An 18,904-nucleotide genomic window follows, 5' to 3' on the forward strand; every position below is an offset into this window, starting at 1 on the left:
GCTATTTGCGCCGTGGCCTCGGTGACGGCTTTCGGCGCTGTGCCCCATCCGTCTCGTCGGCCCCGTTGGTGGTGTCCGCGAGCGGGACCTCGGAGCTGCCGTCCGCGGTGGTCGCCTCGGCGACCTCCTTCGGCAGGTGCAGCGGGAGCGGCTCCCGGACCGGCATCGCCTCGTGTCCCCGGTCGACGACCAGGTTGCGCAGGCAGGCCAGCAGTGGCGGCGCGGCGTCGGGGTCGATCGCGGCCGGCCCCTGGAAGACGGCGCGGACCAGCCAGCGAGGGCCGTCGATGCCGACGAAGCGGATGTCGGTCAGCCCGTCGGGGGTACGCACGCGCGCCCGCAGCTCCACGCCCCACTCGCCGTCGGCGTCCTGCGCCGCGACGCCGTCGGTGAACAGCTGCTTGCGGATCTCGGCGCGGACCTCGTCCCAGATGCCCTCGCTGCGGGGCGCGGCGAAGACGCCGAGCTGCAGCGCGCTGTCGTTGTGGACGAGCACGATCTGCTGGATCTTGCCCTCGTTGTCTGCCTGGACGCGGACCTCCACGTCGTCGACCGCGGGCACCTTGAGTGCACCCAGGTCGAGCTGCGGGATGCCGGCGGGCGCCTCGGTGACGTCATACGGGCCTTCGGGCCGGTCCGCCTTGGCGGGCCCGGTCTCCTCCGGATCGTCGTCGACCAGGCCCAGCTCCTCCTCGAGCCGACGGGCTCCGCTCGCGCGTGTGTCGTCCTTCGCGTGCCGCCCGCTCCCGCTCTTGCGCGAGAAGATCACTGCTCTGCCTCCAGTTCAGCATGACCACCGGTGGATCCGTGACCCCCGGCTCCGCGCACAGTATCGGGAAGGTGGTCGACGCCGTGGAAGTGTGCCCGCTCCACGCGCTGGACCACAAGCTGCGCAATCCGGTCACCTCGGCTGATTTTCGCCGTGATCACCCGATCGTGATTGACCAGGTTCACCAGGATCTCCCCGCGGTACCCCGCGTCGATGGTGCCCGGCGCGTTGAGCACCGTCACGCCGAGCCGGTGCGCGAGGCCCGACCGCGGGTGGACGAGACCGACGTAGCCGTCCGGCAGCGCGATCGCGATCCCCGTGGGGACCAGCGCACGCTCGCCCGGGGCGATGTCGATGTCCCGGGCCGCGACCAGGTCGGCACCCGCGTCACCGGGGTGCGCGTACGCCGGCAGCGGCAGCTGCGGGTCGAGCCGCCGGACGTGAACCTCCACCGTCATGCCTCCATCCTGCCGGGTGCCCGTGGGCGCCGGACACGTACCCTCGCACACGTGGCACAGCCGACCTCGTACCGTGAGCGCCTCACCGTCGCCTGGTGGCTCTGGCTGCCCGCTGCGGCGGTCGCCGGGCTCCTCGCAGCCGAGGTCAGGCTCGGCGCACCGGGACTGGCGACCTGGATCCCCTACCTGGTGCTGCTCCCGTTGGCGACCGTGGGGCTGTGGTGGCTCGGTCGCATCCGCATCGAAGTGTCCAACGGCGAGCTACGGGTCGACGACGCGCACATCCCGCTGCGATACGTCGGTGAGGTGACGGCGCTGTCCGCCGCGGACAAGCGCGACCTGCTCGGGCCGTACGCGGATCCGGAGGCGTTCGTCATCCAGCGGCCGTGGATCGCGGGTGCGGTGCGCATCGACGTGGCCGACGACGCGGATCCCACGCCGTACTGGCTGATCAGCACCCGCCACCCGGAGCGGCTCGCGGCCGCGCTCAGCCCTCGATGATTTTCCGGTCGGCCTGAAGGTCCTTGCGGATCTCGGCGCCGAGCGCCGTCGTGGCCCGCCGGTTGAGGAACCCGCCGACGGCCGCGCCGGTCAGGAAGGGGCCCAGGGTGCTGAGGTTGCGCCCGAAGCGCTTGAGCAGCCGGTCCCGCAGCTCCTTGCGCATCGCGGTGCCCATGGCGGCGGCGACGCTGCCGCCGATCCGCAGCGGGTTGATGCCGCGGCGCTCGGCCCACGCCTGGATCAGGGCCGCCGCGCGCTGGGTGCCGGTGCCCTCGACCGGGCGGCCGTACACGGCGTGCAACTCGCCGATCAGCTTCATCTCCACCGCGACCACGGCGACCGTCTCGGCGGCGAGCAGGACCGGGGCGGACAGCAGGCTCGGGGTCACGGCCCACTCGACGGCGGCCACGCCGCCGCCCGCGGCGCCGATGCCGGCGGTGACCCGGGCCGCGTTGCGGATGAGCCGCTCCGCGAGCGCGTCGCCCTCCAGCCCCGAGTGGTGCTGGATGAGCGTGTCGAGGTCGCGGATGGCGATGTGCGGTGCGACGTTCGTCACGGAGTCGGCGATCCAGTTGATCGCCTTCTTCGGCCGGAACAGGTCCTTGACGCCCCGCTGGCGGATCTCGAGCCGGACCAGCCGGCCGAGCAGCCGCCGGCGCTCCTTCTGCTCGACGGCCTCGTCGGTCAGTGCCGCCACGGCGGAGGACAGCTCGGCCTCGGCCACGGGCTGGTTCTCGGCGAGTTCGTCGGGCTGGGCCATCGTCTACCTCCGAGGGTGTGAAACGGTGCCGCCTACGACTCAAGCACGCCTGCGCCAGATCCGCGTGATCAACTCACGGTCAGACACACTCCCGGCAGATCAGCTCCCCGTTGCGCTCGGCCGCGAGCTGGCTGCGGTGGTGCACCAGGAAGCAGCGCGAGCAGCGGAACTCGTCGGCCTGCATCGGCAGGACCTTGACCGTCATGTCCTCGTCGGCGAGGTCAGCACCGGGGAGCTCGAAGGTCTCGCCCAGGTCGGTCTCGTCGACGTCGACGATCGCCGACTGCGCATCGGTCCGGCGGGACTTCAGCTCCTCGAGGCTGTCCTCCCCGAGGTCGACCTCGTCGCGACGCGGCGCGTCGTAGTCGGTGGCCATCGGTGTTCACACTCCCAATTCATTCGCCCGTAGGTGTCTCGCCCGGTGTAACGTCCAACGGGCGGCGTACCTTACCGCTCTCGTGCGTTTGTTGTACGCCCACTCGCGGAATCTTGTTCCCAATGTGACCGAGGCGACACACCTCCGTCCTCGGCAGCTGACCCTCCGGCGGCGCGGCGGATGCGACCTTACCGCCACACGGCCATTTCCGTGGGGAGTCGTCCCGCAACGGCGAGTAGGAACTTTGCGGTATCCCGGGTGGGGACTTCAACATGGATCTCCGACAGGCGCTAACCTTCCCGGCAGCCAGAGCGTCTATCTGGTGACGGAGTCGCTTTGGGGCGGGGAGAAACACTGCCATGAGTTTTGCGCGGGTGAGGGCACTGGCCCTGGTTGGGCTGCTCGTGGCCACCGCGGCGGTGTTCGTGACCATCGCCTTGATCAAGGACCGCCAGACCGGCCCGGCGACGACGAACGAGTGCGCTCAGGACGCCGTCATCGTCAACGACACGTTGCCCGAGGAGAAGCAGGTCAACCTCAACGTGTACAACGCGACGGGCAAACCCGGCCTGGCCGGCGAGATCACCAGCGACTTCGCCAGCCGCGGGTTCAAGGCCACGGTGCAGAACGCGGCACCGAACCCGCCGGCCAACAAGCCCAACGAGAAGGTGGCGATCCTCCGGTTCGGGCCGAAGGCCGTCGGCGCCGCGTGGCTGGTGCGGGCGTACTTCCTGGACAAGTCCACCGACGAGTTCGACAAGAACCGGCAGGACGACAAGGTCGACGTCATCCTCGGCGCGAAGTTCCAGCAGCTGCCGACGGTGACCGAGGTCAAGCAGTCGATCGGCGCCCTGGGCAACCCGGAGCTGCCCGAGGGCACCTGCGCCGAGGCCTAGGCCCTCAGGCCCCTCAGGGGCCCTTGTCGGCACCCAGTTCGACCAGGCGGTCGTGCAGGCCCTTGTACAGGGCCGGCGGGGCCGCCACCACCATGTCCGGGCCCGCGGCGGCACCGGACAGGCCGGTCACCAGCAGGCCCGCCTCCGACGCGACCAGGCCACCGGCGGCGTGGTCCCACGCGTTGAGGCCCTTCTCGTAGTACGCGTCCAGGCTGCCCTCTGCCGCCAGGCACAGGTCGATCGCCGCGGCGCCGAAACGTCGCACGTCGCGGATCTCGCCGATCAGACCGCCCAGCACGGCGGCCTGGTGCAGGCGGCGTTCGGCGGCGTACCCGAACCCGGTGCCGACCAGTGCCTGGCGCAGGTCGGTCTGCACGGAGCCCGACAGCCGCCGCCCGCCGGTGAACGCACCGCCACCGAGCACCGCCGTCCACTCCTTGCCGGTCGCGGCGTTGATGACCACGCCCGCGACCACGGTGCCGTCGACCTCGGCAGCCAGGGACACGGCGTACTGCGGCAGGTCGTAGAGGTAGTTCACGGTGCCGTCGATCGGGTCGAGGATCCAGCGCACGCCCTGCCCGGCCTCCGACTCGGTGCCGAACTCCTCCCCGAGCACCGTGTCGCCCGGGCGGGCGGCGCGGATCGCCTCCCGGACCTGCCGCTCGACCGCGCGGTCCGCGGCCGTGACCACGTCGGTGAGCGTCGACTTCGTCGCCACGGGGTCGACGCCGGCGGCACGCATGGCCTGGGCGAGCGTGGCCGCCTCCCGGGCGATCGACACCGCGAGGGCCAGCAGTTCGTGTTCCCGATCCATGCTTCCCATCCTGTCAGGACCGTGTTTTGCCCATCCGTTCGGTCACAAGCTGGGGTCTGGATCGCGGGTCGGGCCTACAAGGCGGGATGTTGGGGCGAGAGAGCGTTACAATTCACGCGCTGCCCGCTGTCGCTCGTGAATCCGCCCCGGACGCACGGCACACGGGCGCCACCAAAAGCACCCAGGCCCACTCAGCACGGCCGCGCCGTGCGCGACTTCGGCCGCACCGGCCGTCGCTCGCTCATCGCACCGGAAGGTCGTTCGTGACAGCAGCTCACCAGCCCAGCGTCGACGTACGCTCGCTCGCCGACTCGCTGATCGCGCGTGCGGCCGCCAATGGCGGCCACCTCACGTCGGCGGAGGTCGCGCAGGCGGTCGACACCGCAGATGTGACCCCCGCACACGCCAAGAAGCTGCTCAGGAGTCTCGCCGAGGCGGGTGTCACCGTCGTGGTCGACGACTCCGCCAACGGGCGGCGCCGGGTCGCGGCGGCACGCTCCGCGACCCCAGCATCCAAGGCGGCCACCGCCAAGGCCGCGCCGGCGCGTAAGGCGCCGGCAGCCAAGCCGCTGACAGCCGTCGAGTCCTCGCAGGATTCGGGGGTGGAGAGGGTGCCCGTGAAGAAGGCAGCGACACCAGCAGCACCCGCCAAGAAGGCCGCACCCGCGGCGGCAGCCGCGGCCCCGGCGAAGGCCGTGCCCGGCGCGCCCGCCAAGAAGGCGGCACCGGCGAAGAAGGTCGCCGGTCCCGCCAAGAAGGCGGCACCGGGCGACGCCACCGACCCAGCCGCCCCGAAGGCCGCCGGCGACGAGCCGGAGCTCGAGGAGATCGACGACGCCGCGCTCGTGGCGGAGATCGAGGACGTGGTCGCCGACGAGCCGGTCGAGGTCGTCAAGGCCGTCGAGGCCGACGCGGAGGCCACCGCGACCGACGACGACTTCGCGTGGGACGACGAGGAGTCCGAGGCGCTCAAGCAGGCCCGCCGCGACGCGGAGCTGACGGCGTCCGCCGACTCGGTGCGTGCCTATCTCAAGCAGATCGGCAAGGTCCCCCTGCTCAACGCCGAGCAGGAGGTCGAGCTGGCCAAGCGGATCGAGGCCGGCCTCTACGCCGCCGAGCGGCTGCGGGCCGCCGAGGACGCGGGCGAGCCGATGGTCATGCCGGCCAGCCGCGACTTCATGTGGATCTCCCGCGACGGCGAGCGCGCCAAGAATCACCTGCTGGAGGCCAACCTCCGGCTGGTCGTCTCGCTCGCGAAGCGCTACACGGGTCGTGGCATGGCGTTCCTGGACCTCATCCAGGAGGGCAACCTCGGCCTCATCCGCGCCGTGGAGAAGTTCGACTACACCAAGGGCTACAAGTTCTCCACCTACGCCACCTGGTGGATCCGGCAGGCCATCACCCGCGCCATGGCCGACCAGGCCCGCACCATCCGCATCCCGGTGCACATGGTCGAAGTGATCAACAAGCTCGGCCGCATCCAGCGCGAGCTGCTCCAGGACCTGGGCCGTGAGCCCACCCCGGAGGAGCTGGCCAAGGAGATGGACATCACGCCTGAGAAGGTGCTGGAGATCCAGCAGTATGCGCGTGAGCCCATCTCCCTCGACCAGACCATCGGCGACGAGGGCGACAGCCAGCTCGGTGACTTCATCGAGGACTCCGAGGCGGTCGTCGCGGTCGACGCGGTGTCGTTCTCGCTGCTCCAGGACCAGCTCCAGCAGGTCCTGCAGACGCTCTCGGAGCGCGAGGCGGGTGTCGTGCGGCTGCGGTTCGGCCTCACCGACGGCCAGCCGCGCACCCTCGACGAGATCGGCCAGGTCTATGGCGTGACCCGCGAGCGGATCCGCCAGATCGAGTCCAAGACGATGTCGAAGCTGCGGCACCCGTCGCGGTCGCAGGTCCTGCGGGACTACTTGGACTAAGCCTCTGGCTGATTCTCGCATTCTGCTCTGCGCGAACCCGGGCTGTCCCTTTTGGGGCGGCCCGGGTGTGTTTCCGGTCACGGAGGGCATGAGGGAGGGGTGCCGCCGCCTCAACCCACTTGTGATCGCCGCCGAGGCGCGATAGGAAGCACGTAGCGGGTGTTGCGATTCGGGCTCCCGCAGCGCACGACGGAAATGTGACATCGGTCCCCCTCACCAGGCGGGAACGATGTCGGGCAAGACGGTGTTGAACCATCTGTGAACGACGCAAGGAAGCGTTCGTCGGTGACGATCAGAGGAGGAAGGCGATGACCCCGACCCTCACGCCGCCGCCGGAGACGGCAGCGCCCCCAGCCGCCGAGGAACGGTGCGACCGCTGCAGCGCGGCAGGCAAACTACGAGTTCGGCTCGCCGAAGGCGGCGACCTGATCTTCTGTGGACATCATGCAAACAAGTACGCCGACCACCTGGTCAAGATCGCGGTGGAGGTGGCAGTCGCCCCGGACTTCACGTGGCGAGGCACCGAGATCACGACCAGCTGACCGATACCGTGCACGTAGGGCGTCCCGCCGGGGCGCCCTACGGCCGTTTCCGGGCGCTCTTCGCGTGCGGATTGTCATGCCCGGACGGGTAGCGCGGTTGCGGTCCATGCCGTCGTTGCGGTGATGCCAAGCCAGCACCGCGCTCACCTGCTCCAGCGCGCCGTCGAGCGCATCATTCGGCCAGCCTTCAGATCGAAGTCGCGGACTGGCCGCCCGGACAGCCGGACCGCGGCGTTGATCAAGGCGCAGCGGCGAGGCGGCGGCCCGCGCACGGCAGCGTTCCTGCCGTCGGCCACGGTGCGGTGCCAGCGGACGATCTTGCGACTGTGATCAAAGGACAGCAGTGGCCACCCCAGCGACCACCGACGTCCTTCGATCAAGCGGCGGGGTGAAGATCGCCGCCTGGAGCGTGACACTCCCCGGTCCAGTCATCGACGGTCACGACTTCCCCGTGATTCGGAGACCGCGCTTTCATTACGAGCATGCGAACCACAACAAATGGCAACAAATGCATCCGCCAAGCGGCTCACATGGTCTGGATAGTGGCGATCCGCTCCTCAAGCTGCTCGATCGTCGCCTGAGCGCTCGGCGGCCCGCCGCACAATCGCCGCAGCTCGGCGTGGATCTTGCCGTGCGGCAGGTTCGTGCGGTGGTGGTGCGCCGCGACGAGCGTGTTCAGCTGGCGCCGCAGGACGATGCGACGCTCCCCCGCCGTCTTCGGCGCCTCGGGGGCGATGGTCGCGGCGGCCGGCGCGCGGCGCTTCTCGGCGGCGACCTGCTCCGCCTGGCGCTTGGACAGCAGCGCGGACACCTGGTCGGCGGTGAGGAGGCCGGGGAGTCCCAGGTACTCCTCCTCCTCGGGCGTGCCGGTCTGCGCCGGCAGGCCGAACGTCGCGCCGTCGAAGATGACCTGGTCCAGCTCGGCGGTCGCGGAGAGCGCCTCGAAGCGCTTGAGCAGGTCGTCGCCGGCCTTCTCCTCGCGCTGCGCGCGCTCCATGAGGTCGTCCTCGAAGCCCTCCTTCGTCTTCGGGGCGCCGAGGACGTGGTTGCGCTGCGCCTCCATCTCGGCGGCGAGCTCCAGCAGGTGTGGCACGCTGGGCACGAAGACGGTGGCGGTCTCGTTGGTCCCCCGGGCGCGGACGAACCGGCCGATCGCCTGGGCGAAGAAGAGGGGCGTGGAGGCGCTGGTGGCGTAGACGCCGACGGCCAGGCGCGGGATGTCGACGCCCTCGGACACCATGCGGACCGCGACCATCCAGCGCTCGTTCGACGCGGCGAACGTGGCGATGCGGCCCGAGGAGCCCTGGTCGTCGGACAGGACGACGACGGCCTTCTCGCCGGTGATCTCGCCGAGGACCTTCGCGTACGCGCGGGCGGCCGTCTGGTCGCTGGCGATGACGAGGCCACCGGCGTCGGGCATGCCGCCGGTGCGCAGCACCTGCAGGCGGGCGTCGGCGGCGCGCAGGACCTGCGCCATCCAGTCGCCGGTCGGGTCGAGGGCGGTGCGCCACGCCTGCGCGATGAGGTCCTGGGTCATCGGCTCACCCAGGCGGGCGGCCAGCTCGTCGCCGGCCGACGTCCGCCAGCGGGTCTCGCCGGAGTACGCGAGGAAGATGACGGGCCGCACGACGCCGTCGGCGAGGGCCTCGGCGTAGCCGTAGGTGGTGTCCGAGCGGGAGCGGGCCATGCCGTCGGCGCCCCGCTCGTACTGCACGAACGGGATCGGGTTGTCGTCGGACCGGAACGGGGTGCCGGTCAGCATCAGGCGCCGCACGGCGGGCTCGAACGCGGCCTTGACGCCGTCGCCCCATGACTTCGAGTCGCCGGCGTGGTGGATCTCGTCGAGGACGACCAGGGTCTTTCTGGTGATCGTTCTCCGCTTGTGTACGGCGGGAGCCACGCCGACCTGCGCGTAGGTGACGACCGTGCCGTGGAAGTCGGACGCGGCGTGCACGTCGGCGTTGCGGAAGCCCGGGTCGAGGTCGATCCCGACGCGGGCCGCGGCGTCGGCCCACTGCTTCTTCAGGTGCTCCGTCGGCGTGACGACGGTGAGGTTGTCGATCGTGCCGTCGCCGAACAGCTCGAGCGCGATCCGCAGCGCGAACGTCGTCTTGCCGGCGCCGGGCGTGGCGACGGTGAGGAAGTCCTCCCGTTTGCCACGCAGATATTCCATGAGTGCCTTGCGCTGCCACACCCGGAGCGTCTGTCCTGCCTGCACCACCGGACGCGGCGGCATGCGGCACCCCCTCAAGGACCCAGAGAAACCCACACAGAAACGCCTCCGGGTCGCTGGACCTCGAAGGCGTTGCTCAGCCTAGCGGGCGCGGCCCGGCGGAGCGCCGATCCGCGCCGAACGTCACTACGACAGCTGGACGACCGTCAGGCCTTGTCGTCGTTCTGCACGACGTTTTCGTAAATGTCCTTGCAGACCGGACACACCGGGAAGCGGCTGGGGTCGCGCGACGGGACCCACAGCTTGCCGCACAGCGCCCGCACCGGCGTGCCCTCGATCATGGCCTGCATGATCTTGTCTTTCGGGGCGTAGTGCGAGAACTTCTCATGGTCGCCGGCGTCGTAGCGATAGTCAGTCTGCTCTTCGACGCGCTCGTCCGTGAGCGTCGAGCCGCCACCGTCGGGGTTCTCAGGAGTCGTTGTCACGGTCCCAGTCTGCCAGGCCAACGGCCCGGATGCCGCACGGCGGTGGGGTCACATCGCAGGGTTATCGTTGCGAGGTGATCAACCATGCCATCCGCTTCGGCGCCGAGGTCGCGGCCGCCCGGGAGTCCGGCGCGCCGATCGTCGCGCTGGAGAGCACCATCATCTCGCACGGGCTGCCCCGGCCGTCCAACCTGACCGTCGCGAAGGAGATCGAGGCGACGGTCCGCGCGGCGGGCGCCGTCCCGGCCACGATCGGCATGCTCGGCGGCGAGATCGTGGTCGGCCTGTCCGACGAGGAGATCCACCACCTGGCCGGCAGCGACGACGTGGTGAAGCTCTCCGTGCGCGACCTGGCCCCGGCCGCCGCGTCCCGCGCCGACGGCGCGACCACGGTCGCGGCGACCTCGGCGATCGCGGTCGCGGCCGGCATCGCCGTCTTCGCCACCGGCGGGCTCGGCGGGGTGCACCGCGGCGCGGGCACCACGTTCGACGAGTCGGCGGACCTCACCGCCCTGTCGCGACTGCCGATCACCGTCGTCTGCGCCGGGGTGAAGTCGATCCTCGACGTCGGCGCCACCCTTGAGCGGCTCGAGACCCTCGGGGTCAGCGTCGTCGGCTACGGCACCCGCCGCTTCCCAGGGTTCTACCTCACCGACGCCGGGTTCGACCTGGACTGGTCCGTGGACGACCCGGCCGGCGCCGCGGCGATCGTGCGTGCGGCCCGCGCCCAGGGCGTACACCAGGGCGCACTCATCGTCGCGAACCCGCTGCCGGTCGGCGAGCAGCTCGACCCTGACCTGCACGACCGGGTCCTCGGCGAGGGGCTGGCCGGGCTGGAGCGCGACGCCGTGTCCGGCAAGGACGTCACCCCCTACCTGCTGTCGCACTTCCACGCCGCGACCGAGGGCCGCAGCCTTGACGTCAACGTGAAGATCATCCTGCGCAACGCCGACCTGGCGGCGCGCATCGCCGCGGCACTGTGACGGTGATCGTCGTCGGTGACGTGGTCACCGACATCGTGACCGTCCACGAGGGGCCCCTGGCGATCGGCTCCGACACCCTGGCCGCCGTCCGCATCGGCGGCGGCGGGTCGGCCGCGAACACGGCGGCCTGGCTGGGCTCCGCCGGGCATCCGGTCATGTTCGCGGGCGTCGCCGGCGACGACGAGCCCGGCACCGCCCGCCTCGCCGAGCTCACCGCCGCGGGCGTCACGACCACGGTCCGCAGGGTGACGGGCGTCGCGACCGGCACGGTGGTGGTGCTCGCCTCCGACGCGGAGCGCACGATGTTCACCGATCGCGGCGCCAACCGGCTGCTCTGCCCCGCCGACGTGGACCGCGCCCTGGACGCGACGCCGGACGGGCGGCACCTGCACCTGTCGGCGTACGTCCTCTTCGACCCGGACTGCGCGCCCGCCGGCCGCCACGCGCTGCTCGCCGCCCGCGACCGGGGTCTCACGACCAGCCTCGACGCGGCGTCGGCGGCGCCGTTGCAGCGGCTCGGGCAGGCGTTCTGGTCGTCGGTACCGGACGTGGACCTGTTGTTTGCCAACCTTGACGAGGCGAGGGTCCTCGCGGGTCCCGGCGGCACCGCGGCCGAACTGGCGGCGGCGCTGCTGGACCGCGCCGCGGCGGTGGTCGCGAAGTCGGGCGCCGGCGGGCGACCTGGGCCGGGCCGTCCGGCCCGCCGGTGCACGTGCCCGCGGTGCGGGTCGAGCGGGTCGTCGACCCGACCGGCGCCGGCGACGCGTTCGCCGCGGGTTTCCTGGCGGCGTGGCTCACCGACGCGGCACCGGCGGACGCACTGGGCAGTGGCGCCCGCCTCGGCGCGCTCGCGGTGGCGAAGGTCGGCGGCCGGCCCTGACCCTCAGCCGTCGATGATCTTCGGGTCGGTGTGTTCGTGGTCGGTCAAGGCGTGCGCGGGGTCCGGATGCGACTGCTGCTGCCGGCGGGCCTGCAGCTTGTTGCGGAAGCGGTGCTCGGGCCGCGGCCCCTTGTCGTTGGCGAGCAGCACCGCCGCCCACGGCAGGAACACCGCGCCGGCCAGCAGCAGGCTCAGCCACAGCCAGAGCAGCGGCACCTCGGCGGTGACCAGGACCGCCGCCACGATCACGCAGAGGCCACGCAGCAGCATCATCGCCACGTAGCGCCGCTCGCGGGATCGGAGCTCCTGCTCGGGCGTGCGCTCGGCGGTGGTGATCAGCTGCACTTTCTGCCTGCGTCCCATCACCACCGAGTCTGCCACGCGTGCGGTGCCCCGGTCGGGGTCAGGTGTCGCTCGGCTTCACCGGCGCGGCGTGCGCGCCGCCGCCCGGCCCGGTCGGCCGGTTGACGGCGCCGGACGCGAGCAGGTCGCGGATCTCCGTCAGCAGCCGGATGTCGTCGGCCGGGGCGGACGGCTCCGGCTCGATGCCGCGTTTGCGCCGTTCGGCGAGCTTGTTCATCGGCAGCACGACGAGGAAGTAGACGGTCGCGGCGGTCAGCAGGAAGCCGATCACCGAGTTCAGGAACGCCGGCCAGGCCAGAAACTGCGACCCGACCTTCAGCCCCTGGTTCTTGTCGTCGACGCCGATGCCGCCGGTGAGCTTGATCAACGGTTGGAGGAAGCCGTCCGTGAACGTCTTGACCACGTCGCTGAACGCGGCCCCGATGACGACGGCGACGGCAAGTTCGATGACATTGCCGCGCGAGATAAAGTCCTTGAAACCCTTCAGCACGTTAGGCACCCTACGGCCCCCGGTGCCCCGATGCACCTGATGCACACCGATCGAGCGCCATGACCTCATGCGCCGCCGCGCTGACTTCCGCGTCGCGGTCCGCCGCGAGCCGCTCGAGCGCTGCCTGCCCTCCCGGTCGCCGGCTCAGCGCCCACGCGGTCCAGAACCGCACCGCCCGGTCGGCGTCGCCGGCGCGGGCCACCAGCAGCGCCGTGACCTCCTCGTCGCGCCACTGGTAGAGGCCCTGCACGGCGGCGCACCTGACGCCGGCGTCCGGATCACGGACGCCCGCCGTCAGCACGGCCCGGGCACGAGGGTCGTCCGCCCCGAAGATCGAGCCGAGTGCGCCCATCGCCTCGGCGCGCACCCGCGGATCCGCGTCCAACCCGGCCTCGACGACCAGAGGGAGCAGTTCATGGCGCCTGCTCCAGTCGATGACGCTGAGGCCCCAGACCCCGACGCGGCGCAGCCCCGGGTCGTCCGACGCGACACACGCCAGGATCTGCGCCGACGCCTCCGCCGGCCACGCCTTGAAGAGTTCGAGCACGTCGAGCTGCAGCGACCCCCCGTCGTCGTTGCGGTCGTGGACGCTGGCCCGCAACAGGGCCGGCAACGCCGCCGCGCCATACGTGGTGGCCAGGACATGCGCGACGGCGTCCCGTGCGGCGGTGTCGCCCGCGTCCACGTGCTGCGCGAGCCGGCGCTCCAGCTCCGCCCGCTGCGCGCCGCTCACGCCTTCGCCGCGGCCTTCATCTGCTTCTTGTACTCACGGACCCTGGTCAGCGAGTCACCGTCGACGATGTCGGCGACGGACCGGTAGGAACCGACCTCGCCGTATCCACCCGCGGCCTCCCGCCAGCCGTCCGGCTGGACCCCGTACTGCTTGCCCAGCAACGCGACGAGGATCTGCGCCTTCTGCCTGCCGAACCCGGGCAGCGCCTGCACCCGCCGCAGCAGCTCCTGCCCGTTGTCCGCCCCGGCCCACAACCCGTCCGCGGCGCCGTCGTACCGGTCCACCAGCACCCGGCACACCTCCTGCACCCGCGCCGCCATCGCCTTCGGAAACCGGTGCAACGCCGGCGGTGTCGCGAAGATCTCCACCAGCGCGTCCGGCTCGAACTCCGCCAGCTCCTGCGCGGTCGGCTCATGCCCGAGCCGCTGCCCCAGCACCCACGGCGACGTGAACGCCTTCTCCAGCGGGATCTGCTGATCCAACGTCATCCCGATCAGCAACGCCAGCGGGTCCCGGTCCAGCAGCGCATTCGCCTCAGGAGGAATCGGCAACGAAAACGGCATGCGGACAGTTTCCCCCACGCGGGCCGCACGTGGTGCCGCGCGACACGAAGCGGCTCAGTCGAGGCGAGCCTCATCGAACTGGCGCCGCCACCAGGCCTCCAGTCCGCCGGTCTCGTCGGTGAGCCACGAGATCCAGGGAAGGTGCCGCGCCAGCTCGATGACGTCGGACATCGGCACCTCGTCCCGCAGTCGCTGCAGCTGCGGCGGTACGGCTGCGGTGGTGAGGTTGAGCCACGCGGTCGCGCCGCCCAGGCGGATCTCGAGCGGCGCCTCCGCATCGGACCACAGCGCCTGCGTCCACTCCAGTGCCTCGGGCACACGGTCCAGCTCCCGATCGTGCTGCGCGAGGCAGATGACCAGGATCATCCTCACCGCCGGGTCGCCCTCGACGTCGAGCATCGACCGCAGCGTCCCGGTCAGCTCCTCGATGACCGGCAGCGCGGTGACCAGCACGTAGGCCGCGAGCCCGCGCACCGCGGGATCGTCATCACCCAGCAGATCGATCAGCAGGCGGGCGTCCCGGCCGACCATCACACGGACAGCGTCAACCGACCAGTTCTCCTGATAGCCCGAGTGGTCGTAGACCGGAACCGGCTGCGCGGCCCGCAGCATCCAAGGACGCATCTCCATGCGCAGACCGTCCGTCCGCGCAAGGTCACCGACGAGCTGCAACACTCCGATCCGGTAGGCGAATGCCCGATCCGCCGCGATCCGGATCAAGGACGGCACCAGCACCGCACCGGACACAGCCGTGTTCCCATCGCTGCAGACACGCCATCCCAGCGCGGTGAGCGCCTTCCACACCGCGGTGGGATCGTCGTCGCCCAGCCCCTGCATGGCAGCACGAATCTCGGCAAGCGGCGCACCGTGGTCGTTCAAGACCGCCAGCCTGGGGTCGTCCAGGCTCACCGGACCGTGCGGGAGTCCTGCCACAAGGGTCCGCACGTCGAAATCGGGAAGCCACGGCTGATCCGCCTCGTCAGGCACCCAATCGCCCTGCGCCACGATCAACCCTTCCGGAGGTTCTTCAAGGCTGCGGCACCTACTGGCCCACCGTCGCCGTACATGTGACGCCCATCACATCACGGGCGATGTCGGATCGGGGGACGGGTGTTCGAGGAGGGGGTGAAGGTCAGCCGAACCGAGGAAGGGCCACCACCATGACTGCCACCACGAACTCCGTGTCCGCCAAGGCCGCCGTCCCGGCGCACATCCGGGCCAACCGGGTCACCAGGTCGCTGCTCGGTTACGGCATGCTCGCCGGGCCGTTCTACGTCGCCGTGAGCCTCGCGCAGGCGCTGAGCCGTGACGGCTTCGACCTGACCCGGCACGCCTGGAGCCTCCTCGCCAACGGCGAGCACGGCTGGATCCAGGTCACCAACTTCATCCTCACCGGGCTGATGGTGCTCGCCGCGGCGGCCGGGCTGCACCGCGCCCTGCCCGGCACGCCCTGGGTCGCGCGTCTCGTCGGGGTGTACGGCGCCGGTCTCGTCGCCGCCGGCCTGCTGCGGGCCGACCCGGCGATGGGATTCCCGGCCGGGACGCCCGAGGGGCCCGGCACGGTCAGCTGGCACGGCCTGGGTCACCTCGCCGCCGGCGGCGTGGGCTTCCTCAGCGTCATCGTGGCGTGCTTCGTCCTCGCCCGCCGGTTCTCCCGCGAGGGTCGGCGCGGCTGGGCGGCGTACTCGCGGGTGTCCGGCGCGCTGTTCCTGGTCGGGTTCGCCGGCATCGCCTCCGGCAACAGCGCACCCGCCCTGACGCTGGGCTTCGTGGCCGCGGTCCTGGTCATCTGGGCCTGGCTGGCCGCCGTGTCCTCCAAGCTGTACCGCGCCCTGCCCTGCCGCTGAGCAGGCCTCCGTGCGAACGGCCCGGCCACCAGGCCGGGCCGTTCGCGTCAGGAGTGTTCAAGGCGGTACCCGGCGTCGCGCAGGGTGCCGGCCATGTGCTCGGCGTACCAGGCGGGCCAGTCGGCGTCGGGGGTGCCGGTCTCGGTCTCGTGGACGTGGTGGGCGGCGGCCGCCCGCTTGAGGGCGTCGAGCAGGACCGCGGTCACGTCCGGCTCGGGCCGGTCACCGGTCTGGGGCACGGGGCACCTCCTGAAGAAGCCGGCGCCGCAGCGGCCGGCGCCGAACGAACACAGCGCCCCAGAACGGTAGCCGCCAGGGGGTCAGGACGGCAGGTCGATCCAGGCGCGGACCGACTCGTGGGCGTCGGGTGTGGCCGGGTCCAGGGAGGTGTCGTCGACGAGCTGGGTGCCGGTGGTGCCGTACGTGACGGTGACCCAGCGGCTGGTGATGCCGGTGATCTCGCCCCAGTGCTCGACCTTCTCCCAGGTGCCGCGGGTGTACTTGTACTGCACGAGAGTGCCCTCCATGACCGGCACCGTCACCTGCCAGATGCCGGGTTCGACCTGGACCATGGCGACCTTGCCCGGGTCCCAGGGGCCGAGCTCGGGCAATGAGCCGGGCATGTACACCGTGTCGCCGGGCGGGGTGTTCGTGGGCACCCGGACGCGCCACGTCACCTGTACCAGCTGCGCCGACGTCGTCTGGGTGACCTCGTTCGACGGGACGGAGGTGCGACCGGCCACGACGGCGCGCACGACGTAGGAGTACGTGTTGCCGATCGTGACGCCGCCGTCGACGTAGGCGCCGGACGCGACGGTGGCGATCGGGTCGCCGTAGATGCCGCCGGCCGGTTTGCGGAAGACCTGGTACGTCGCGTCCGGCACCGGGTCCCAGGTGAGGGCGACGACGGAGCCGGCGAAGCGGGTGACGGCGAGGTTCGCCGGGGCCGGGACCGCGCCGGGGGTGTGGCCGAGGCGGATGGTGGCGCGGCGGCCGCCGACCGTGACCACCACTGGGCGGTCGCCGGTCAGGCGGGCCTGGAAGCGCACCGTCGCGGTGGAACGGGCGTCGGCGCGGACGTACCGGACCTGCCGTGCCCCGGCAGCCGTCATGGTGATGTCGGCGCCGCCGGGCACGGAGCCGCGGTTGGAGACCGTCGCCGTGATGGTGACGATGTCGCCGCTCTCGACCGCGGCGGGCGCGTCGAGTGCGGTGACGGCCGGCGACGGCCGGGTGTAGCGCGGGAAGTGGTCGGCCCTGGTGGCGGGCCGGAAGCGCACCGCCTGGCCGCCGCTGCGTTCCAGGGCGGCGGTGAAGGTGTCCCGGGCCGTGACGATCGACCGGTCGACGGCCAGCGGCGTCGGGTCGGTGGCGTAGTCGGTGGCGGCCGCGTCGGTGTAGGACTCAGCGACCCAGTCGCCCCGGCCGAGGAACCCGAGCTGGTACTCCAGGGTCTGCGCGCGGTCACCGGTCATGGCGCCGACGTACCAGTCGGTGCCGGAGCGCCGGGCGGTGACGAGGTGGTCGCCGACCGAGGCGGACAGGACCTGGGTCTCGTCCCAGCGGGCCGGGACCTGTTCGATGAACCGCAGGCCGGGTGCGCCGGCGTAGTGCTCGGGCAGGTCCGCGGCCATCTGCACGCCGGAGGCGTAGTTGAGGTAGTAGGACAGCTGCTTGGCGACGGTGGTGTGCACGCGCCGGTCGAGGCCCTGCGGGTCCCACTCGATGTCCATGATGCCGGGGGTGTAGTCCATCGGCCCGGACAGCATGCGGGTGAAGGGGATCGTCAGCGTGTGCTCCGGCGAGTTGCCGGCCGAGAACGCGTCGTACTCCTGGCCGCGGACGGCCTCGCGTGCGAGGGCGTTCGGAAAGGTGCGCACCTCGCCGGTCGCGTGCACGCACTCGTGGCAGATGACGTTGATCTTGTGTTCGGCGGCCTTCCGGAGTACCAGCCGGAAGTGGTTCACCGAGCGCTGTGAGTAGGTGTACTGCCCGGGGATCTGGCCGACGTAGCCGGTCTTGAGGTAGTGGATGCCGAGGCGTTCGTAGAGGGCGAACGCCGCGTCGATCTGCGCCTCGTAGTTGTCGATGTTCGCGCCGGTCTCGTTGTGCGCGACGAACTCGACGTTCTTGGACCTGGCGTACGCGACGACGGCCGGCAGGTCGAAGTCGTCGGCGGGCGTGGTGAAGTCCTGATCCGCCCACGAACCGTCCCAGCCCTTGTTCCAGCCCTCGGCGAGCAGGCCGCCGATGCCGTGGGCGGCGGCGAAGTCGATGTACTGCTCGGCCCGGGCGGTGGTGGCGCCGTGCCGGGGGCCTTCCTCCCAGGTGTACTGCTGGTGCTGCATCGCCCACCAGATGCCGACGTACTTCGTGGGCTTGATCCAGGACGTGTCGCCCGCGCAGACGGCGGTGCACGGCGGGTTGAGGTTCTCCAGCAGGTGCGAGCCGACGAGGCCGGCGGCGTCCGGGGTGATGGTCAGCGCCCGCCACGGGGTGGCCCGGCCGGCGCTCGTCACGACCGCCGCCGCGCGGTCCGGCGTCGGGGTGAGCGCGGCGCGCAGCCTCCCGCCGTCACGGACCAGCGTCATCGCCGCGTAGTCGACGAGGTCGGCCTCGTGGATCGACAGGTGCGTGCCGTCCGCCCACCGGAACGTCGCCGGGGTCATGGTGTCGCCCATCGCGCTGTACGGCGTCGTCCTCCACAGCTGCTCGTCGCCGTCGTAGGCGAGGTTGCGCGGCGTCCACCAGGCGGCCGGGTCGCCGGCGAGGGCGAACTCGGTGATCTCGTCGGCGATCTCGAGCCTGCTCAGGCCGGCCTGCTCCGGTACGGCGTACCGGAACGCGACGCCGTCGTCGAACGCGCGGACGACGAGGTCGAAGCGGCGCCCGTCGGCCTGGCGGAGCCCGACGGTCAGCTCGCGGTGCCGGTCGCGGACCTTCGCGTCGGAGCCCCAGACCGGGCTCCAGGTGGTGTCACGGGCCGTGGCCGAGGTCCGGGTGACGCTCACGCCGGCACCGAGGGACGAGCCGTCGGTGAGCCGCAGGCCGAGCGCCGAGGGCAGCACGAGCGTCCGGCCGTCGCGTTTCACGGTGTACGTGAGGCGGCCGCCCTCCGTGCCGACGGCGAGGGCGAGCCGCCCGTCGGGCGAGGTCACCCGGATGGCGTCGCGGTCCGGTGGATGGCCGGCAGCGGCGGCGCCGGTCGTTCCGAAGGTGATCATCAGGGCCAGGATGCCGGTGGCGGCGGCTCTCATCGGTCTGTCTCCGATCATGGCGTCGCACGGGCGGCGGACCACGCGCGATGTAACCGGTTGCGTGCGGCGTAGTCTCCGCTCGTCGGCGTGAC

At 71.5% G+C, this 18,904-nt stretch carries 21 protein-coding genes and 1 pseudogene; 8 read left to right on the forward strand and 14 right to left on the reverse strand.

The genetic code is table 11. The features are described 5' to 3' along the window. Nucleotide 1 precedes the first annotated feature (1 nt). Nucleotides 2-769, reverse strand: coding sequence for a DUF3710 domain-containing protein (locus OHA72_RS63620; protein ID WP_442788472.1), 768 nt, complete (start codon nucleotides 767-769; stop codon nucleotides 2-4). Then, nucleotides 766-1,227: a dUTP diphosphatase gene (gene dut / locus OHA72_RS63625; protein WP_327005654.1), complete on the reverse strand. Its 462-nt coding sequence runs from the start codon at nucleotides 1,225-1,227 to the stop codon at nucleotides 766-768. Before dut ends, OHA72_RS63620 begins: the two co-directional genes overlap by 4 nt. A gap of 51 nt (nucleotides 1,228-1,278) precedes the next feature. On the opposite strand from dut, the gene OHA72_RS63630 reads away from it, so the two are divergent. Continuing rightward, complete coding sequence (locus tag OHA72_RS63630) at nucleotides 1,279-1,728, forward strand: DUF3093 domain-containing protein (protein ID WP_327005655.1); 450 nt, start codon at nucleotides 1,279-1,281, stop codon at nucleotides 1,726-1,728. Here the strand turns inward: OHA72_RS63630 and OHA72_RS63635 are convergent. After that, nucleotides 1,715-2,488 carry a hypothetical protein gene (locus tag OHA72_RS63635; RefSeq protein ID WP_327005656.1) on the reverse strand — a complete coding sequence of 258 codons (774 nt, stop codon included), beginning with the start codon at nucleotides 2,486-2,488 and terminating at the stop codon, nucleotides 1,715-1,717. The two genes, OHA72_RS63630 and OHA72_RS63635, sit on opposite strands and share 14 nt — an antisense overlap. A 79-nt stretch (nucleotides 2,489-2,567) precedes the next feature. Continuing rightward, complete coding sequence (locus OHA72_RS63640) at nucleotides 2,568-2,864, reverse strand: DUF4193 domain-containing protein (RefSeq protein WP_203846057.1); 297 nt, start codon at nucleotides 2,862-2,864, stop codon at nucleotides 2,568-2,570. 359 nt (nucleotides 2,865-3,223) lie between these two features. On the opposite strand from OHA72_RS63640, the gene OHA72_RS63645 reads away from it, so the two are divergent. Next, on the forward strand, nucleotides 3,224-3,760 hold the full coding sequence (locus tag OHA72_RS63645) for a LytR C-terminal domain-containing protein (protein WP_327005657.1): 537 nt from the start codon (nucleotides 3,224-3,226) through the stop codon (nucleotides 3,758-3,760). Nucleotides 3,761-3,773: 13 nt separating this feature from the next. On the opposite strand, the gene OHA72_RS63650 is transcribed toward OHA72_RS63645, so the two are convergent. Next, nucleotides 3,774-4,583: an inositol monophosphatase family protein gene (locus OHA72_RS63650; protein WP_442788473.1), complete on the reverse strand. Its 810-nt coding sequence runs from the start codon at nucleotides 4,581-4,583 to the stop codon at nucleotides 3,774-3,776. A gap of 254 nt (nucleotides 4,584-4,837) precedes the next feature. On the opposite strand from OHA72_RS63650, the gene OHA72_RS63655 reads away from it, so the two are divergent. Continuing rightward, nucleotides 4,838-6,496, forward strand: coding sequence for an RNA polymerase sigma factor (locus tag OHA72_RS63655; RefSeq protein WP_327005659.1), 1,659 nt, complete (start codon nucleotides 4,838-4,840; stop codon nucleotides 6,494-6,496). A 308-nt stretch (nucleotides 6,497-6,804) separates the two neighbouring features. Beyond that, on the forward strand, nucleotides 6,805-7,038 hold the full coding sequence (locus tag OHA72_RS63660) for a DUF7455 domain-containing protein (protein ID WP_203846061.1): 234 nt from the start codon (nucleotides 6,805-6,807) through the stop codon (nucleotides 7,036-7,038). Between the two features lie 526 nt (nucleotides 7,039-7,564). Here OHA72_RS63660 and OHA72_RS63665 read toward each other — a convergent pair. Both OHA72_RS63665 and OHA72_RS63670 read right to left on the reverse strand, forming a co-directional pair. Continuing rightward, entirely contained in the window at nucleotides 7,565-9,274 is a 1,710-nt protein-coding gene (locus OHA72_RS63665) for a DEAD/DEAH box helicase (RefSeq protein WP_327005660.1), read from the reverse strand. Nucleotides 9,275-9,417: 143 nt separating this feature from the next. Further along, nucleotides 9,418-9,696, reverse strand: a complete 279-nt coding sequence (locus tag OHA72_RS63670; RefSeq protein ID WP_327005661.1) for a DUF3039 domain-containing protein — start codon at nucleotides 9,694-9,696, stop codon at nucleotides 9,418-9,420. A 74-nt stretch (nucleotides 9,697-9,770) separates the two neighbouring features. Here OHA72_RS63670 and OHA72_RS63675 point away from each other — a divergent pair, with 74 nt between their 5' ends. The 3 genes and pseudogenes from OHA72_RS63675 (at nucleotide 9,771) to OHA72_RS63685 (ending at nucleotide 11,559) form a co-directional block, all read left to right on the forward strand. Next, nucleotides 9,771-10,679, forward strand: coding sequence for a pseudouridine-5'-phosphate glycosidase (locus OHA72_RS63675; protein WP_327005662.1), 909 nt, complete (start codon nucleotides 9,771-9,773; stop codon nucleotides 10,677-10,679). A 35-nt stretch (nucleotides 10,680-10,714) separates the two neighbouring features. Continuing rightward, nucleotides 10,715-11,296, forward strand: a pseudogene (locus OHA72_RS63680) (carbohydrate kinase family protein); the annotation flags it as partial. 89 nt (nucleotides 11,297-11,385) lie between these two features. Further along, nucleotides 11,386-11,559: a PfkB family carbohydrate kinase gene (locus OHA72_RS63685; protein ID WP_327005663.1), complete on the forward strand. Its 174-nt coding sequence runs from the start codon at nucleotides 11,386-11,388 to the stop codon at nucleotides 11,557-11,559. Nucleotides 11,560-11,562: 3 nt separating this feature from the next. Here OHA72_RS63685 and OHA72_RS63690 read toward each other — a convergent pair whose 3' ends face one another. The 5 genes from OHA72_RS63690 to OHA72_RS63710 are packed head-to-tail and all read right to left on the reverse strand — an operon-like array spanning nucleotide 11,563 to nucleotide 14,713. After that, on the reverse strand, nucleotides 11,563-11,922 hold the full coding sequence (locus OHA72_RS63690; RefSeq protein ID WP_327005664.1) for a DUF3099 domain-containing protein: 360 nt from the start codon (nucleotides 11,920-11,922) through the stop codon (nucleotides 11,563-11,565). 40 nt (nucleotides 11,923-11,962) lie between these two features. Continuing rightward, nucleotides 11,963-12,412 carry a large conductance mechanosensitive channel protein MscL gene (gene mscL / locus OHA72_RS63695; protein ID WP_327005665.1) on the reverse strand — a complete coding sequence of 150 codons (450 nt, stop codon included), beginning with the start codon at nucleotides 12,410-12,412 and terminating at the stop codon, nucleotides 11,963-11,965. Between the two features lie 10 nt (nucleotides 12,413-12,422). Beyond that, nucleotides 12,423-13,145, reverse strand: coding sequence for a HEAT repeat domain-containing protein (locus tag OHA72_RS63700; protein WP_327005666.1), 723 nt, complete (start codon nucleotides 13,143-13,145; stop codon nucleotides 12,423-12,425). Next, on the reverse strand, nucleotides 13,142-13,708 hold the full coding sequence (locus tag OHA72_RS63705; RefSeq protein ID WP_327005667.1) for an HhH-GPD-type base excision DNA repair protein: 567 nt from the start codon (nucleotides 13,706-13,708) through the stop codon (nucleotides 13,142-13,144). Before OHA72_RS63705 ends, OHA72_RS63700 begins: the two co-directional genes overlap by 4 nt. Nucleotides 13,709-13,762: 54 nt before the next feature. Beyond that, a complete protein-coding gene (locus OHA72_RS63710; RefSeq protein WP_327005668.1) occupies nucleotides 13,763-14,713 on the reverse strand; it encodes a hypothetical protein in 951 nt (316 codons plus the stop codon). A gap of 155 nt (nucleotides 14,714-14,868) precedes the next feature. Here OHA72_RS63710 and OHA72_RS63715 point away from each other — a divergent pair, with 155 nt between their 5' ends. Continuing rightward, entirely contained in the window at nucleotides 14,869-15,555 is a 687-nt protein-coding gene (locus OHA72_RS63715; protein WP_327005669.1) for a DUF998 domain-containing protein, read from the forward strand. A 47-nt stretch (nucleotides 15,556-15,602) separates the two neighbouring features. On the opposite strand, the gene OHA72_RS63720 is transcribed toward OHA72_RS63715, so the two are convergent. Both OHA72_RS63720 and OHA72_RS63725 read right to left on the reverse strand, forming a co-directional pair. Continuing rightward, nucleotides 15,603-15,794, reverse strand: a complete 192-nt coding sequence (locus OHA72_RS63720) for a hypothetical protein (RefSeq protein ID WP_327005670.1) — start codon at nucleotides 15,792-15,794, stop codon at nucleotides 15,603-15,605. A gap of 81 nt (nucleotides 15,795-15,875) precedes the next feature. Beyond that, nucleotides 15,876-18,812 carry a glycoside hydrolase family 97 N-terminal domain-containing protein gene (locus tag OHA72_RS63725; protein ID WP_327005671.1) on the reverse strand — a complete coding sequence of 979 codons (2,937 nt, stop codon included), beginning with the start codon at nucleotides 18,810-18,812 and terminating at the stop codon, nucleotides 15,876-15,878. Nucleotides 18,813-18,904: the final 92 nt, after the last annotated feature.

It is taken from the genome of Dactylosporangium sp. NBC_01737 (genome assembly GCF_035963215.1).
Taxonomy (GTDB): Bacteria; Actinomycetota; Actinomycetes; order Mycobacteriales; family Micromonosporaceae; genus Dactylosporangium.

Excerpts from the sequence above, each read along its gene's own strand:
- OHA72_RS63640 (WP_203846057.1), bottom strand. The coding sequence starts at position 2,864 with ATGGCCACCGACTACGACGCGCCGCGTCGCGACGAGGTCGACCTCGGG.
- OHA72_RS63725 (WP_327005671.1), bottom strand. The coding sequence starts at position 18,812 with ATGAGAGCCGCCGCCACCGGCATCCTGGCCCTGATGATCACCTTCGGA.
- OHA72_RS63660 (WP_203846061.1), top strand. The coding sequence starts at position 6,805 with ATGACCCCGACCCTCACGCCGCCGCCGGAGACGGCAGCGCCCCCAGCC.
- OHA72_RS63645 (WP_327005657.1), top strand. The coding sequence starts at position 3,224 with ATGAGTTTTGCGCGGGTGAGGGCACTGGCCCTGGTTGGGCTGCTCGTG.
- OHA72_RS63690 (WP_327005664.1), bottom strand. The coding sequence starts at position 11,922 with ATGGGACGCAGGCAGAAAGTGCAGCTGATCACCACCGCCGAGCGCACG.
- OHA72_RS63705 (WP_327005667.1), bottom strand. The coding sequence starts at position 13,708 with ATGCCGTTTTCGTTGCCGATTCCTCCTGAGGCGAATGCGCTGCTGGAC.
- OHA72_RS63665 (WP_327005660.1), bottom strand. The coding sequence starts at position 9,274 with ATGCCGCCGCGTCCGGTGGTGCAGGCAGGACAGACGCTCCGGGTGTGG.
- OHA72_RS63635 (WP_327005656.1), bottom strand. The coding sequence starts at position 2,488 with ATGGCCCAGCCCGACGAACTCGCCGAGAACCAGCCCGTGGCCGAGGCC.
- OHA72_RS63715 (WP_327005669.1), top strand. The coding sequence starts at position 14,869 with ATGACTGCCACCACGAACTCCGTGTCCGCCAAGGCCGCCGTCCCGGCG.
- dut (WP_327005654.1), bottom strand. The coding sequence starts at position 1,227 with ATGACGGTGGAGGTTCACGTCCGGCGGCTCGACCCGCAGCTGCCGCTG.
- OHA72_RS63650 (WP_442788473.1), bottom strand. The coding sequence starts at position 4,583 with ATGGGAAGCATGGATCGGGAACACGAACTGCTGGCCCTCGCGGTGTCG.